Here is a 14679-nt window from a genome sequence, read left to right as displayed (position 1 = left end):
AGCTAAGGGTCTGACTGTCATTATAATAAAATTTGTTTATGCAAAAAGAAGGAGAAAGACTGATTCCTATCAACATTGTTGATGAAATGAAATCGTCTTATATCGATTATTCGATGTCGGTTATCGTTTCAAGGGCGTTGCCGGATGTAAGAGACGGCCTGAAACCCGTTCATAGAAGAGTACTTTACGGTATGTATGGATTAGGGGTTTTTTCTAATAGAAAATATTTGAAATCTGCCAGAATTGTTGGGGATGTTTTAGGTAAATACCACCCGCATGGAGACTCTTCTGTGTACGATGCAATGGTAAGAATGGCTCAGCCTTGGAGCTTACGTTATCCTCAGGTAGACGGGCAGGGTAACTTTGGTTCAATGGACGGTGACCCGCCTGCAGCAATGCGTTATACAGAAGCAAGACTGAAAAAAATATCAGATGATATTCTTGCTGATTTAGATAAAGAAACTGTAGATTTTCAGAATAACTTTGATGACAGTATGACGGAACCTACCGTTATGCCTACAAAAATTCCAAATCTTCTGGTCAACGGAACATCTGGTATCGCTGTAGGTATGGCGACCAATATGGCTCCGCACAATTTATCAGAATCTGTAGATGCAATTTCTGCCTATATCGATAATAAAGATATTACGATCGATGAACTGATGCAGCACATTACAGCCCCGGATTTCCCTACAGGAGGTATCATTTACGGTTACGACGGAGTAAGGGATGCTTTCCATACAGGAAGAGGAAGAGTAATGTTGAGAGCAAAAGTTAATTTCGAAGAAATTGGAAACAGAAATGCTATCATCGTTACGGAGGTTCCTTACCAGGTGAATAAGGCGGACATGATCGCCAGAACAGCGGAGCTTGTAAAAGATGATAAAATTGTAGGTATTCATGAGATCAGAGACGAATCGGACAGAAATGGTCTGCGTGTCGTTTATGAACTTAAAAATGATGCCATTCCAAATGTTGTCTTAAACCTGTTATATAAATATACAGCACTTCAAACTTCTTTCAGTGTTAATAACATTGCTTTGGTTAAAGGAAGACCAGAACAGCTGAATTTAAAGGATATCATTCATCACTTTGTAGAGCACAGACATGAAGTCATTGTAAGAAGAACTCATTTTGAGCTTAAAAAAGCAAAAGAAAGAGCGCATATCTTAGAAGGTTTCATGAAAGTGATTGGCGCTCAGGATTCATTAGACAGAGCAATTTCTATCATCCGTCACAGTGCGAATCCGCAAGGGGCAAAAGAAGGATTGATCGAGGCATTTGATCTTTCTGAAATTCAGGCTCAGGCTATCCTTGATCTAAGATTGGCGCGTCTTACAGGAATGGAACTTGACAAGATCCGTGACGAATACGATGCAATCATGAAAGAGATCTTGAATTTGGAAGATATTTTGGCTAATGAACCAAGAAGATTCGAGATCATCAAAGAGGAATTGGCTGAGATTAAAGAAAAATACGGTGACGAAAGAAGAACTGCTATTGATTATTCAGGAGGAGAGATGTCTATCGAAGATATTATCCCGAATGAAGCAGTAGTTCTTACGATTTCACACGCAGGATATGTTAAGAGAACTTCGCTTTCTGAATACAAAATTCAGAGCAGAGGAGGTGTAGGAAACAGAGCGGCAACAACAAGGGATGAAGACTTCCTTGAGTATATCGTATCTGCGACCAACCACCAGTATATGTTGTTCTTCACAGAAAAAGGAAGATGTTATTGGTTAAGAGTATTTGAAATTCCTGAAGGATCTAAGACTTCAAAAGGAAGAGCGGTACAAAACCTTATCAATATCGAACAAGACGATAAGATCAAAGCGTATATCAGAACCAACAACCTGAAAGATGCTGAGTATGTAAACCAGATGAGCGTAGTAATGGTGACTAAAAACGGAACCATCAAGAAAACGTCTCTTGAAGCGTACTCAAGACCGAGAGTGAATGGGGTGAATGCTATTGAAATCAGAGATAATGACCAATTGTTAGGAGCTTACTTAACCAATGGAACTTCTCAGATCATGATTGCTACTAAAAATGGTAAATGTATCCGTTTCCCTGAAGAAAAAGTAAGAGAAGTAGGTAGAGGATCTATTGGGGTACGTGGTATCGCGATGGATGACGATGATGAAGCAATTGGTATGATTGTTGTGAATGATGTGGAGAAAGAAACAGTTCTTGTAGTTTCTGAAAAAGGATACGGAAAGAGAACTGCGGTAGAAGACTATAGAATCACCAACAGAGGAGGAAAAGGAGTAATCACCCTGAATATTACCGAAAAAACAGGAAATCTGATCGCTATTCAGAATGTAACAGATGAAGACGGATTGATGATCATCAATAAGTCCGGTGTTGCCATCAGAATGAATATGGATGAGATGAGAGTAATGGGAAGAAATACCCAGGGGGTAAGAATGATCAACCTTAAGAAAAATGACGAAATTGCAGCGATTGCAAAAGTAGAAATGGATAAAGATGTGGTAGAGGAAGATTCTGAAGAAAATGAAGAAGGAACAGTAATTGTAACTGATAACCAGGAAGACAATACAACACCTCAGGCTGAGCAGGAAACTCCGGCAGAGGAAAATGAGGGTTCTGATTCTGAAGAATAAAATGTACAATTAATATAATATAGTTATTATGAAGAAACTCATTTTAGGTATAGCAATCGTGGCTTCTGCTTTCGTTTTCGGACAGAAGGGTGATGTGAATGCCAAATTGCAGGAAGTGAACAAAGCAGCAATGGATGCATATAATGCAAAAAATTATACCGTTGCCGCGCCTAAGTTTTTAGAAGTTTATAACTTATTAAAAACAAGTGGCCAGGATGATAAGATATACATGTATTATGCAGGATTAAGTTATGCTTTAGCAAATAACACAGACGAATCCATCAAAATATATACGGATCTTGTTAATTCCGGTTTTACAGGGGTTCAGACAACATATACTGCAAAAGAGAAAAAATCTGGTCAGGTAGTTAATTTAGATAAGGCTACTTGGGAATTGATGAAGAAGAATAGCGATTATTCAGATTTCAAAACTGAACAGACAGCAAGTGTTGAGCCGGATTTATATGAAACGTTATCTACATTGCTTCTTAATGCAAAGAAATCTAATGAAGCATTAGTAATCATTGAAAAAGGATTGGCAAAATATCCTAATAATGCTAAGCTAAAAGAAGCTCAGGCTACCGCTTACTATGATTCTGGTAATACAGAAAAATTCATTGGAGCACTTAAAGAACAGTTGGCTAAAAACCCTACAGATGCTACCAACTGGTATAATCTTGGTGTAATGCAGTCTAAAAACCCTGCTACGGTAGAAGATGCAATTGCTTCATTCAAAAAAGCGATTGAGGTCAAGCCTAACTTTGATAATGCCCATCAGAACATTGTGTATACAGTAATTGGTGATGATTCTAAAATTGTAGACCAGATCAATGCTTCAAGAAAAGACAAGCCGGATGAAGCGACTAAGCTGATTGATGCAAGAAAAGAGAGATTTACCAAAGCTCTTCCTTATGCTGAAGCTTGGTACAAAGCGTCGCCGGAAAACCTTGATGCAATTTCTACATTAAAGGATATCTATGTTGTAACAAAAAATATGGATAAAATTAAAGAACTAAAAGCTAAAGAAGCTGAGCTTAAAGCAAAAGTGAAATAGTAACTCTTTAATTGAATTATAAATGAAACCGGAGCAGAAATGTTCCGGTTTTTTGTTTTTTTCAACCTAAAATACAGCTCTGTTTTTTCCAGCGATTATCGTTAAATTTCACTGTAAAAATTCTCTGCAATTCCGTATCTTTGAGAAAAATTTTTTACAAGATGATAGAGTGGAAAACCGTCAAAGAATACGAAGATATTACCTATAAAAAATGTAATGGTGTAGCAAGAATTGCTTTCAACAGACCAGAACTCCGAAACGCTTTTCGTCCCAAAACTACTTCCGAATTATACGATGCTTTTTATGACGCCTCTGAAGATTCTTCAATAGGGGTTGTTTTGCTTACCGGAGAAGGGCCAAGTCCTAAAGATGGAGGTTGGGCTTTTTGTAGCGGAGGAGATCAGAAAGCAAGAGGACATCAGGGATATGTAGGGGAAGATGGAAGACATCGTTTAAATATCCTGGAAGTTCAGCGTTTGATCCGTTTCATGCCGAAAGTGGTTATCGCGGTTGTTCCGGGATGGGCTGTTGGTGGCGGACATTCACTTCATGTGGTTTGTGATCTTACTTTAGCGAGTAAAGAACACGCCATTTTTAAGCAGACTGATGCGGATGTTACCAGTTTTGATGGTGGGTATGGTTCTGCTTACCTGGCTAAAATGGTGGGTCAGAAAAAAGCACGTGAAATATTCTTTTTAGGAAGAAATTATTCTGCTCAGGAAGCTTTGGACATGGGAATGGTTAATGCGGTGATCCCACATACTGAATTAGAAGATACAGCGTACGAATGGGCTCAGGAAATTTTAGCTAAATCTCCATTGTCTATCAGAATGCTGAAATTCGCTATGAACCTTACAGACGACGGAATGGTAGGACAGCAGGTGTTTGCAGGAGAAGCAACCCGTTTGGCTTATATGACTGAAGAAGCACAGGAAGGAAGAAATGCATTCCTTGAAAAAAGAAAACCGGACTTCGGAGAAAACCAGTGGATCTCTTAAGACTGTATTAAAGTACAAAGTAAAATGTATTAATGCATTACACTTTTACATCGTACATTTTACATTATACAAATTATGACTGATTGGATAAAAGCCGCAAGGCTAAGAACTTTACCGCTTTCATTAAGCGGAATTATTATGGGGGCTTTCATTGCAAAATGGAGGCTTTACCGTGAAGGCGGAACATGGGACTGGAGAATTTTTGCTCTGGCTCTTTTAGTGACGCTATTGTATCAGATTTTATCAAACTATGCCAATGACTATGGTGATGGTGTAAAAGGAACTGATGCCAAAAGAATCAATGAAGCGGAAGCAAGAGCGGTAGCTTCAGGGAAGATTACAGCCAAGCAGATGAAAAATGCGGTTATTATTTTCTCTGTGCTGTCATTTGTCGCTACAATTGCGCTTCTGTATGTAGCATTTTTCCCTGATTTTATGAAAGAATTTTACATTTTCATTGGACTGGGTGTTGCCTGTATTTTGGCAGCAATAGGATATACAGTAGGAAAAAAACCGTACGGGTACATGGGATTGGGAGATCTCTTTGTGTTTGTATTCTTCGGACTGGTTTCCGTATGTGGAAGTTATTTTCTGTTTACAAAAACCTTCAGTTGGGATATGTTGCTTCCCGGAACGGCCATCGGAATGATGAGTATGGCGGTTTTGAACCTTAACAATATGAGAGATATTGAAAGCGACAGATTATCCGGGAAAAAAAGTTTAGCCCTGAGAATAGGCTTCAAAAATGCAATGATCTATGAAATGATCCTGCTGCAGCTCCCATTGATCCTGATCCTAATGTTTTTAGGAGTGAATGGTTTCATACAGGCTCAGAATTATTACGTTTTTATTGTCATGATTCTGCTTTTACCGCTGATGAAACTAAGAAGAAAAATAATGACGGTTAAAGAACCCAAAGAGTTGGATCAGTACCTGAAACAGGTGGGTATCATGACCTTTGTAATGGCAGTTCTTACTGCATTTGGACTTAATTTTTTTAACTAATAATACAATCATGAGTGCAGAAACCTACGTTGAAGCTCAGATGCTCATCAGAAAACCGGTTGCGGATGTTTTTGAAGCATTTATCAATCCTGAAATAACTACTCAGTTCTGGTTTACAAAATCTACCGGGAAACTGGAAAAGGGTCAAACTGTGACCTGGGAATGGGAAATGTACGGGGTGAAATCCAATGTAAAGGTTCACGAAATCATTTCTGGCCAACGGATAAAAACGGAGTGGGGAGATCCTGCAGTCATGGTGGATTATGAGTTTAAAGAAATGGAAAAAGGAACCCTCGTGGTCATTAAAAGCTATGGCTTTGCCCAATCAGGTGAAGACCTGCTAAGAGCAATTAATGACAATACAGGCGGTTTTACAACAGTTTTAGACGGCTGTAAAGCATATCTGGAACACGGGATCAAATTGAATCTGATTGAGGATAAATTTCCTGTGAAATAACTAGTAATACTGTTGGGTGAATAGTTTAGCAATAAAAAAAATTAATAGTACAGTATCAATATTGGTATTGATTTTAAGTCCTTATTTTCTCTACTTAACATCGATGATTTTTATTAAAGATGGAGGTGCAGAAGGGTTCGGCTATTTGATTTTACCTTTCTTAATTATCTGCAATTTATTTACTATACCTGCATTATTTACAGTAGTTAAGAAAAAAACAGATAATAAATTTTACTTTTTTGTTAATATTATTGGCGGCATTTATTCAATATTACTTTTACTATTAATTATATAAATTAAAAATGAAAATACAATTTTTAGGACAAAACTGTTTTTTGTTTACATACAAAGACAAAACAATTTTAAGTGATCCTTTTTATAATTACCAAAAAGCGGAATCAGGCTTTGATATAGCAGCTCAGAAGATCGACTATATCTTACTGACTCACGCACATGGTGATCATATCGCGGATGTGGAGGAAGTATTGCAGTTTCATCCGGAAGCTACCGTTATAGCGGTTCCAGAGATCTGTGCTTACTTTAAAACAGCAAAAAATAAAGACGATGTAAATTTAGGAGGATCGGCAAAAATCGGCGATCTTAAAATTTCCATGGTACCGGCTCATCATACGAGTTCGTTCCCGGATGGGAGCTACGGAGGCGTTCCTGTAGGATATATTTTCAGACTTCCTGAAGGTAAGAACATCTACATGGCCGGAGATACCGGAGTCATGGCGGATATGGAGCTGTTTCCAAGACTTTTCGGGAATATTGATCTGTCTATCCTTCCCATTGGAAGCCACTACACGATGTGTCCTAGAAAAGCATCTTTTGCAGCAGCAGAATTATTAAAAACTCCGAAAGTGATCGGATGTCATTTCGATACTTTCCCTGCTATTGAGATTAATCATGAAAGTGCATTGAAGCATTTTGCAGATAAAAATGTAGAACTTGTTCTTCCTAAACTGGGAGAGGAGTTTGAATTTTAAATAAAGAAGGAAGGGTAATTTAAAAATGAGACTGGATATGTTGAAAAGTATAGAAACAAAAAAAGATAATCTTTCAATTACCTCACTTCAACTTAAAATAAAAAAAATGGCAAGCTACCTAAATCACACCGCTACGACCAATTACCTTTGCTGCGTTCCCACCCTGGAGGGTTCTCAGGAGCTGGTTGTTTAGGACTTGCCGTTGCAAAGGTAGGAATAATTTATAAACTTCAAAATATTATTAAAGAAAATTAGTCGAAAAAATGCAGTATTACAGCTAAACAGCTGGAATTTAGAGCAATAATTTTTCAACTTTTTTTAAAAAATCTAACATGACGAAAAGTCCATCAACATTAGGAATTATACTTTTTATCGCTACAATGATCATTTTTTTTGTAGCGTATTACTTTTTCTCGGGAATCAGTTATTTCGATACCTCATTGAAAATCAACGCATTTGTTCTCCCGATTGTTTATGCGGGAGGAGCTTTCTGGTCCGTGAAAACTTTCTGGAACAAAAATAGAGTAGTCCGTTTTAAAGATGCCTTCTCAAGAGCGTTCGTTCCGATGTTTATCGGAGGAATTCTTTCGATCTTCAGTATCTATGCTTTCCTGAATTTTGTAGATCCGGATGCGAAAAAACTGTTGAACTACCAGTATGTACAGAGACAGAAAACAGAATTGGATACTGAGTATCAGTCTGCAAGAAAAATCATGAAACATCAGAAAGATATTGATGAATTAGACCAGAAATACAAAGAAAGGTTACCAAGCTTTTCTCCGGAAGCCATTAAAGGAAAAGATATGCTTACGGCCAGTCATTTTTCAGGATATTTTGCGGCAATTCTTATATTTTACGTAGTTTTGTCAGTGTTTTTTGGCGCGTTTTTCAGAACAAGATCAGTGTACCAGGAAACAGAAAATCAAGAATAATTTTTATTAAAATTAAATGAATTTATCTATAGTTATTCCGTTATTAAACGAAGAGGACTCTTTAGAAGAGCTTTTTTCAAGGATTGATAAGGTCTGTTATTCAAACAGTCTGTCCTATGAAATTTGGTTTGTAGATGATGGAAGTACAGATCTGTCGTGGAGTATTATCGAAAATATGAAGGTTCAGCACCCTCAGATCCACGCCATAAAATTTTCCAGAAATTACGGAAAATCACAAGCCCTTCACGCTGCTTTTGAAAGAGCAAACGGGGAAGTGGTGATTACCATGGATGCTGATTTACAGGATTTTCCGGAGGAAATTCCTGAACTTTACAAAATGGTTATTGAAGATAACTACGATATTGTTTCAGGCTGGAAAAAGAAACGTTTTGACAATGTAATGACAAAAAATGTTCCGTCAAAACTATTCAATGCAGCGGCTAGAAAAGTATCAGGAGTTTATCTTCATGACTTCAACTGTGGTTTGAAAGCTTATAAAAAACAGGTGGTAAAATCTATTGATGTGTATGGAGATATGCACCGTTATATTCCTGTTCTGGCTGCCAATGCGGGGTTCAGAAGAATTACTGAAAAAGAAGTACAGCATCAGGCAAGACCTTACGGAACTTCAAAATTCGGAACCGAAAGATTTATCAGAGGTTTCCTGGATCTTGTAACCCTTTGGTTTGTAAGCCGGTTCGGAGGAAGGCCCATGCATTTCTTTGGAGCGGTGGGAACGGTAATGTTTATCGTAGGTTTTCTTTCAGCGCTTTGGCTGGGCGTTTCAAAACTGATTGATGTTGCAAGAGGAATTTATGGCCATCTGATCACAAACAATCCATGGTTTTTTATTGCTTTAACAATGATGATTATGGGAACATTGCTTTTCATAGCCGGATTCTTAGGGGAAATGATCATCAGAACCAACAGAGAACATAAGAATTATAATATTGACGAAGTAATTTAATAATGGAAGAGAAATTACCCAAAATATACTCCAGGAAAGCAATTTTAGGGTTTTCGATTTTTCTTTCTACGCTTTTTGGCGGTGTTTTATTGTTTCAGAATCTGCTGGATGCCAATAAAAAGAAAGAGGCCTATATTGTACTTGGAATTTCTATTTTAATTACAGCTTTGACCATTTTTATTGTTAATATACCGGAGAATCCTAAAAGTTCACTGTCGTATATATGTGGTATTGCAGGAGGAAGTCTTCTATCTTATTATTTTGTTCCGAAATATTTTCCGAATGAGGAGCAATACCCTAAGAAAGCAATATGGAAACCATTGATTATTGGCGCAGTTATCGTTGTTGTTCTTGTAGCACTGATGATTTACTCAGCGTCACTTGAAAATTATTAAAATAGGTTTTACTCAATAGTGTAAAATTCTGATAAATAATAAAATACCCTGAAGAGTTCTCAACTTTTTGGGGTATTTTTTGTTCTAGTTTCTTTGTTAAAAATATACACAAGCTAAGGCTTCTCCAAAAAATAAAAATAGTAGTACCAAAATCTACATTTATCACACGATCAATTTTATCGCAGATAAAAACCTTGCGCCTTTGCAATGAACCAACGCATTGTCATTTTCAAAAAAATAAAATTGAATATTGCCGGGCATTTTATCATCGGAACAGTAAGCCTGTTAGGAATTTTAATCCTATTTTTGTTTAATGATATGGTAAGTCTTATCGGTCTGTGGAAACCTGCAGCGGAGATTTTCGGTATTTTAGACAAGGCTTCATTCATTCTTCTTATTCTTTTTCCGGCAGTTACGTATTGGAATGCATTTAAAAATTCATACTCAAAACCGGGCCTGCTTTGGAGAGTGTCGGTACTGTATGTTCTGATGGGAATGGAAAGCCTTGCTATAATTACGATTTTATATAGAATATTTTAAATTGAATATGAAAAAGATATTGTACACATCCCTGCTTGTAGCGGCGGTTTCCTGCGGAAAAGTTTCTCCAAAAGGGAATATTGAAAAGAAAGACGTGGATGTTTCAGAATTTGTGAATCTGGATCTGGAAGGAAAATTCCGTGTATTTTATGCCAGAGGCAATAAAAATTTTGTAGAAATTGAAACGTATCCCAATGTAGCTGGCAATTTGGATGTAGAGGTAAAAGATAAAACGCTTTTTATTAAAGAAAAGCGAGGTACAAAAGGGGTAGATTTTTATAATGTGACCATTTACTCAAAATATAATCTTGAGAAAGTAGCTGTTGCAGATTCTGTAGAAATGAATATTTCAAGCGAAATTAAGACCGATAATTTTAGGCTTAATTTAAAAAATAATGCTACTTTTATGGGTTCAGTGAACACAAGAAGAGCAGAAGTAGACATGCAGAATAAAAGTCGGGCCAACTTTTTGGGACTGACGAAAAATGCAGTGATAAAGATCTCAGACACAGCAAGTCTCATTGCGCCATACTGGAAAATAGAAAACCTGAACATTGATTCTAAAAACGGAAACTATGCAGAAGTTAACGTAAAAGATTCTTTGAAGGGACATATTCAGAATACGGCTAAATTTATCTATTATGATAACCCGATTCGTGTCTTTAAAATTGATAAAACGACTCGTGTAGAGAATAAGAAATTGCAGTAAAAGTAAGGAAGATAGAAGATGGAAGAGGGAGGTTATCATAGGAAAAAAAGAAATGGATGAGTTTCAAATTTGAGAAATTGATTATCTCGCAAAAATCGATGGATTTTGGAGAAACTATTTTTAAATTGTCACAAAATTTTCCAAAGGATGAAGCTTATAACTTAACCTCGCAGATAAGAAGAGCATCAGATTCTATTGCACTTAATATTTCGGAAGGAAGTATTTTGCAGTCGAAGCCGGAGTTTAAGAAATTTTTAGGATATGCAATCCGTTCTTTAGCTGAAACCGTGACCTGCTTGTATAAGGCAAAAAACCGAAATTATATTTCAGAAGAAGAATTTAATTTCATGTATAATGAGAGTTATAATTTAATGAATCAGATCATAGCCTTTAGAAATCAGTTAAAGGATTAAGGGGAAAATCGAATAAATAAAAGTAAAAAATAAGTGGAAGCTTGAAGGTGAAACAAAAATTTCACCATCTTCGAGCCTCCCTTAAACAAAAAATAAATAGAATATTAAAAACAAAGAAGGAAATTTGAATTTGGGTGCAAAATTTCTCCCATCTTCAAGCTTCCATCTTCCAAATAAAAATAAAAGAATAGTAATAAAAAGCAGGAACTTTGAATTTGGACGTAGAATTACCTCCATCTTCACGCCTCCCGCTTCCAAACTTAGATACACATATGACAACATTAGAAAAAGCAAAACTTTGGTTAAGTGATACCTTCGATAAAGAAACAAGAGATGCTGTACAGGCATTGATCGACAGCAATTCTCCGGATCTGGAAGATTCTTTTTACAGAGAACTTGAATTCGGAACAGGAGGAATGAGAGGTGTCATGGGAGTAGGAACCAACCGCTTGAATAAATATACATTGGGTCAGGCAACACAGGGATTGGCCAATTATATGCTTCAGCAGTTTAAAGGAGAGGAAATCAAAGTGGCTATTGCTTATGACGTTCGCCATAATTCAAAAGAATTCGGGAAGCTTGTTGCTGATGTTTTAACAGCTAACGGGATTAAAGTGCTTCTTTTCAAAGACCACAGACCAACTCCGGAATTATCCTTTACGGTAAGAGACAAAAAATGTAATGGAGGAATCGTATTGACAGCATCTCACAATCCGCCTGAATACAACGGCTATAAAGTATATTGGAATGACGGTGCCCAGATCGTACCACCTCATGATGAAGCGATTATCAATGAAGTATACTCTGTGAAATTTGACGAAATCAAATTCAACGGAAACGATGATCTGATCGAATGGATCGGGGAAGAGCAGGATGATGTGTATATAGATGCCTGTCTTGAAAACTCAACCTATCAGAATGTAGGAAAAGAGAATTTAAATATTGTTTTCACCTCTATCCACGGAACAACATACACAACGATTCCCAAGGCTTTAGAAAAAGCAGGATTTAAAAAAGTGGATCTGGTAAAAGAGCAGATGATCCCGAGCGGTAATTTTACCACTGTAGAATCTCCAAACCCGGAGGAGCCTGCTGCTTTGGAAATGGCAATGGATCTGGCTAGAATTACCAACGCAGATATCGTTATCGGAACAGATCCGGATGGTGACAGACTGGGAATTGCCGTAAGAAACCTTGACGGTGAAATGCAGCTTCTGAATGGTAATCAGACCAATACAATCCTGACGTATTACATTTTAAATGAATGGAGAAAGCAAGGAAGAATCACTGGAAAAGAATTCATTGGTTCCACAATCGTAACTTCAGATATTTTCTTTGATATCGCTCAAAAATTCGGTGTTGACTGCAAAGTTGGATTAACAGGATTCAAATGGATCGGGAAAATGATCCGTGAAGCAGAAGGAAAAGAAAAATTCATCTGTGGTGGCGAAGAAAGTTTCGGTTTTATGACCGGAGATTTTGTCCGCGATAAAGATTCATGTGGAAGTATTCTTGTGGCATGTGAAATTGCTGCGTGGTGTAAAGCCAATGGAAGAACCATGTATCAGTATATGATCGAGATCTATGAAGATCTGGGAATGTACTATGAAGGACTGGTCAACATCGTTAGAAAAGGAAAAGAAGGCGCTGAAGAAATTCAGAATATGATGAAAAACTTCCGCGAAAATCCACCAAAAGAACTGGCCGGATCATTAGTAGAAGAAGTGAAAGACTTTAAAGAACAAACCAGTTTCACGGTTTCAAAGAACGAAACAAAAGTGATGAACGACATTCCAAAATCGAATGTATTGATTTATTACACTCAGGACGGAACCAAAGTTTGTGTAAGACCTTCAGGAACCGAACCGAAAATTAAATTTTATATCTCTGTAAAAGATAAGGTGACGTCCGAAGCAGATTTTAAAGATAAACTGAAATCATTAGAAGCTAAAATCGAGGATGTAAGAAAGGATTTGAAGTTAGATTAATTTCTTACAGATAGGAAGATAATATTAGTAAATTTAAATAAAAATAAAGTGAAAGTTTCAAAATTAGCGGCGAACCTGATTGGTTCCGAAATCGTAAAAATTGGTAATGAAGTTAATGATTTAAAAGCAAAAGGAGCGGAGATAGCCAATCTTACTATTGGTGACCTGAATTCTAATCTATATCCTATTCCGGCATTGCTGAAGGAAGAGATTCAGAAAGCATATCAGAATAATCTGACGAATTATCCGCCAGCCAACGGACTTTTATCTTTAAGAAAAGAAGTTTCCAAAGACCTGAAAAACAGATGGAACCTGGATTATTCTCCCAACGATATTTTAATTACTGCTGGATCAAGACCATTGATCTACGCGGTTTATAAAACAATTGTTGACGAAGGTGATAAAGTAGTGTATCCTACACCGTCTTGGAACAACAATCACTATGCTTATCTTACTTCCGCAGACGCAGTAGAAGTAAAGACAACCCCTGAAAATAACTTTCTTCCGACAGCAGACGATTTAAGACCTCATTTAGGCGGCGCAGTTTTACTTGCACTATGCTCACCATTGAATCCTACCGGAACAATGTTTACCAGAGAGCAGCTTTCAGATATCTGCGAACTGGTTCTTGAAGAAAATAAAAAAAGAGGAGAAGATGAAAAACCATTGTACCTGATGTATGACCAGATCTATTCTAACCTTACTTTTGGGGCAGAACATGTAGATCCGGTTTCTCTTTTCCCTGAATTGAAAGAATATACCATCTATATCGACGGGATCTCTAAATGCCTTGCAGCAACAGGGGTACGCGTAGGATGGGGCTTCGGTCCGGCACATATTCTTGATAAAATGAAAGCACTTCTGACGCATGTTGGAGCATGGGCACCAAAACCTGAACAGGAAGCTACTGCGAAGTTCTATGAAAACCCTGAGAATGTAAACGTTTTCGTAGAAGATTTCAAAGGAAAATTAGAAGAAAGCTTAAAAGTTCTTCACGGTGGAATCCAGGATTTAAAAGGGAAAGGATTAGCTGTAGAAAGCATCGAACCGATGGGAGCATTATATCTTACCATCAGATTGGACTATATCGGAAAAACAAAACCGGACGGTTCTGTAATTGAAAATTCTTCTGATTTGGTTTTCTATCTGATTAATGATGCAGGTGTTGCATTGGTTCCATTTTCAGCGTTTGGAGAAGCAAAATCTGAACCTTGGTTCCGTGCTTCTGTAGGTGGTTTAGCAGTTGATGAGATCAAAGTGATGCTTCCAAAGCTTGAAAATGCTTTAAATAATCTTAAATAGTTTTTTTAATGTAACAGTATAACAATGTATCAATGTAACAATTCCTGTATTTACAATATTGGTAAACTGTTACACTATTATATTGTCATATTAAAAAAACAGATGCTTCGATTTTGCTCAGCATGACATCTTTATAGTCAATAGTTGGTATTAGCAATATCACGCTGAGCGGAGTCGAAGCGTTTTTTGGAAATAAAATATAAAAGCTGGGTTATATTCATGAAACTTCCCAGAAAGTCTTTCCTGGAAGCTAACCGGAATTATTTTATTGGCGAATTATTTAACTCATAATTCATAACTTTT

Annotated in this window: 14 protein-coding genes and 1 other RNA gene; 14 read left to right on the top strand and 1 reads right to left on the bottom strand. The window is 37.0% G+C overall.

Annotated features, from left to right (window positions below):
- Nucleotides 1-38: 38 nt before the first annotated feature.
- From gyrA to NZD88_RS18950, 6 genes are all read left to right on the top strand, one after another.
- On the top strand, nt 39-2627 hold the full coding sequence (gyrA, locus tag NZD88_RS18975; protein WP_259831211.1) for a DNA gyrase subunit A: 2589 nt from the start codon (nt 39-41) through the stop codon (nt 2625-2627).
- A 28-nt stretch (nt 2628-2655) separates the two neighbouring features.
- Nucleotides 2656-3681: a tetratricopeptide repeat protein gene (locus NZD88_RS18970; protein ID WP_259831210.1), complete on the top strand. Its 1026-nt coding sequence runs from the start codon at nt 2656-2658 to the stop codon at nt 3679-3681.
- A gap of 161 nt (nt 3682-3842) precedes the next feature.
- A complete protein-coding gene (locus tag NZD88_RS18965) occupies nt 3843-4679 on the top strand; it encodes a 1,4-dihydroxy-2-naphthoyl-CoA synthase (protein ID WP_259831209.1) in 837 nt (278 codons plus the stop codon).
- A 75-nt stretch (nt 4680-4754) separates the two neighbouring features.
- Nucleotides 4755-5684, top strand: coding sequence for a 1,4-dihydroxy-2-naphthoate octaprenyltransferase (gene menA, locus NZD88_RS18960; protein ID WP_169233072.1), 930 nt, complete (start codon nt 4755-4757; stop codon nt 5682-5684).
- Nucleotides 5685-5694: 10 nt separating this feature from the next.
- Nucleotides 5695-6141, top strand: coding sequence for an SRPBCC family protein (locus NZD88_RS18955; RefSeq protein WP_259831208.1), 447 nt, complete (start codon nt 5695-5697; stop codon nt 6139-6141).
- 302 nt (nt 6142-6443) lie between these two features.
- Nucleotides 6444-7130 (top strand): metal-dependent hydrolase, encoded by a 687-nt coding sequence (locus NZD88_RS18950; protein ID WP_259831206.1) that lies wholly within the window; start codon nt 6444-6446, stop codon nt 7128-7130.
- 104 nt (nt 7131-7234) lie between these two features.
- Here NZD88_RS18950 and ffs read toward each other — a convergent pair.
- An RNA gene (gene ffs, locus NZD88_RS18945) (signal recognition particle sRNA small type) lies at nt 7235-7332 on the bottom strand.
- Nucleotides 7333-7462: 130 nt separating this feature from the next.
- On the opposite strand from ffs, the gene NZD88_RS18940 reads away from it, so the two are divergent.
- The 8 genes from NZD88_RS18940 to NZD88_RS18905 all read left to right on the top strand — a co-directional run bounded on the left by NZD88_RS18940 (nt 7463) and on the right by NZD88_RS18905 (nt 14376).
- Nucleotides 7463-8062 carry a DUF4199 domain-containing protein gene (locus NZD88_RS18940; protein ID WP_259831203.1) on the top strand — a complete coding sequence of 200 codons (600 nt, stop codon included), beginning with the start codon at nt 7463-7465 and terminating at the stop codon, nt 8060-8062.
- Nucleotides 8063-8078: 16 nt separating this feature from the next.
- Nucleotides 8079-9029, top strand: coding sequence for a glycosyltransferase family 2 protein (locus tag NZD88_RS18935; RefSeq protein WP_259831201.1), 951 nt, complete (start codon nt 8079-8081; stop codon nt 9027-9029).
- Nucleotides 9030-9031: 2 nt separating this feature from the next.
- Nucleotides 9032-9424 carry a hypothetical protein gene (locus NZD88_RS18930; RefSeq protein ID WP_259831199.1) on the top strand — a complete coding sequence of 131 codons (393 nt, stop codon included), beginning with the start codon at nt 9032-9034 and terminating at the stop codon, nt 9422-9424.
- A 207-nt stretch (nt 9425-9631) separates the two neighbouring features.
- On the top strand, nt 9632-9964 hold the full coding sequence (locus tag NZD88_RS18925; protein ID WP_259831197.1) for a hypothetical protein: 333 nt from the start codon (nt 9632-9634) through the stop codon (nt 9962-9964).
- A 7-nt stretch (nt 9965-9971) separates the two neighbouring features.
- Nucleotides 9972-10673 carry a DUF2807 domain-containing protein gene (locus tag NZD88_RS18920; RefSeq protein ID WP_259831195.1) on the top strand — a complete coding sequence of 234 codons (702 nt, stop codon included), beginning with the start codon at nt 9972-9974 and terminating at the stop codon, nt 10671-10673.
- Nucleotides 10674-10729: 56 nt separating this feature from the next.
- Nucleotides 10730-11086 (top strand): four helix bundle protein, encoded by a 357-nt coding sequence (locus NZD88_RS18915; RefSeq protein ID WP_259831193.1) that lies wholly within the window; start codon nt 10730-10732, stop codon nt 11084-11086.
- 272 nt (nt 11087-11358) lie between these two features.
- A complete protein-coding gene (locus tag NZD88_RS18910; protein WP_259831191.1) occupies nt 11359-13074 on the top strand; it encodes a phospho-sugar mutase in 1716 nt (571 codons plus the stop codon).
- Nucleotides 13075-13122: 48 nt separating this feature from the next.
- Nucleotides 13123-14376, top strand: coding sequence for a pyridoxal phosphate-dependent aminotransferase (locus NZD88_RS18905; protein ID WP_259831189.1), 1254 nt, complete (start codon nt 13123-13125; stop codon nt 14374-14376).
- Nucleotides 14377-14679 lie beyond the last annotated feature (303 nt).

The organism is Chryseobacterium pyrolae (assembly GCF_025153485.1).
In the GTDB taxonomy this organism is placed as follows: domain Bacteria; phylum Bacteroidota; class Bacteroidia; order Flavobacteriales; family Weeksellaceae; genus Chryseobacterium; species Chryseobacterium antibioticum.
Note: the sequence above shows the minus strand (reverse complement) of the source record. Positions and strands in the feature narration are given on the sequence as shown.

Excerpts from the sequence above, each read along its gene's own strand:
- menA (WP_169233072.1), top strand. The coding sequence starts at position 4,755 with ATGACTGATTGGATAAAAGCCGCAAGGCTAAGAACTTTACCGCTTTCA.
- NZD88_RS18940 (WP_259831203.1), top strand. The coding sequence starts at position 7,463 with ATGACGAAAAGTCCATCAACATTAGGAATTATACTTTTTATCGCTACA.
- NZD88_RS18920 (WP_259831195.1), top strand. The coding sequence starts at position 9,972 with ATGAAAAAGATATTGTACACATCCCTGCTTGTAGCGGCGGTTTCCTGC.
- NZD88_RS18935 (WP_259831201.1), top strand. The coding sequence starts at position 8,079 with ATGAATTTATCTATAGTTATTCCGTTATTAAACGAAGAGGACTCTTTA.
- NZD88_RS18950 (WP_259831206.1), top strand. The coding sequence starts at position 6,444 with ATGAAAATACAATTTTTAGGACAAAACTGTTTTTTGTTTACATACAAA.
- gyrA (WP_259831211.1), top strand. The coding sequence starts at position 39 with ATGCAAAAAGAAGGAGAAAGACTGATTCCTATCAACATTGTTGATGAA.
- NZD88_RS18915 (WP_259831193.1), top strand. The coding sequence starts at position 10,730 with ATGAGTTTCAAATTTGAGAAATTGATTATCTCGCAAAAATCGATGGAT.
- NZD88_RS18955 (WP_259831208.1), top strand. The coding sequence starts at position 5,695 with ATGAGTGCAGAAACCTACGTTGAAGCTCAGATGCTCATCAGAAAACCG.
- NZD88_RS18910 (WP_259831191.1), top strand. The coding sequence starts at position 11,359 with ATGACAACATTAGAAAAAGCAAAACTTTGGTTAAGTGATACCTTCGAT.
- NZD88_RS18930 (WP_259831199.1), top strand. The coding sequence starts at position 9,032 with ATGGAAGAGAAATTACCCAAAATATACTCCAGGAAAGCAATTTTAGGG.
- NZD88_RS18970 (WP_259831210.1), top strand. The coding sequence starts at position 2,656 with ATGAAGAAACTCATTTTAGGTATAGCAATCGTGGCTTCTGCTTTCGTT.
- NZD88_RS18925 (WP_259831197.1), top strand. The coding sequence starts at position 9,632 with ATGAACCAACGCATTGTCATTTTCAAAAAAATAAAATTGAATATTGCC.
- NZD88_RS18965 (WP_259831209.1), top strand. The coding sequence starts at position 3,843 with ATGATAGAGTGGAAAACCGTCAAAGAATACGAAGATATTACCTATAAA.